Origin of the sequence: Prevotella sp. LCP21S3_D2, assembly GCF_052118345.1 — a bacterium.
In the GTDB taxonomy this organism is placed as follows: domain Bacteria; phylum Bacteroidota; class Bacteroidia; order Bacteroidales; family Bacteroidaceae; genus Prevotella.
The window spans coordinates 1-527 of record NZ_JBQKHJ010000101.1 but is presented as its reverse complement, the minus strand read 5'-3'; the positions used below and the strand labels follow the sequence as shown (position 1 = coordinate 527).

Here is a 527-nt window from a genome sequence, read left to right as displayed (position 1 = left end):
GCCAGGCAGACCTGATGGTCCTTAACATTCATCCTGAAGTAGCTCTGATGTCTGTCAGTCACAAGTGTCGAATAGGGAAGTCCCTTTGGAAACTTGGAATCTATGGCCTTCTGACCTCGCGATTCTGACTGGAACACGTATGTAAGCAGGTCGTTCTGGAATATCCAGTTCCAATGCAGATGCTTTCCTACCGTAGCACCAGTTTCATCGGCTCCTACGACAGACGCTGTTTCCAGCCTCTTGCGTATTTCCTCATATGCACAGTCTGCCTTGCCGCTATTCTCTTTGAGTATGTTCTGCACTGTTCCCTCACTTATATTCTGGCCGGACAGGTCGGATATAAGTTCTGCAATCCTTTTGAACGGAATACACTGCACTACATTAAGGTATGTCACCAGTGCACGGAGGTTGTCACCATACTTGATACGACAGTTGGGAGCTTCGCAGTTGTTTACGCAACCGCATTCACAGACCTTCTCGTAATACTGTTCCTCGCAGGTCTCTACGACCACCTTGATATCAACAAT

1 protein-coding gene is annotated in these 527 nt (G+C 47.6%); it reads right to left on the bottom strand.

Going from position 1 to position 527, the window contains the following annotated elements; all coding sequences use genetic code 11:
- Nucleotides 1–527, bottom strand: a 527-nt coding sequence (locus ACTQ16_RS16785; protein WP_441938578.1) for an IS66 family transposase, incomplete at both ends; no start/stop codon positions are given.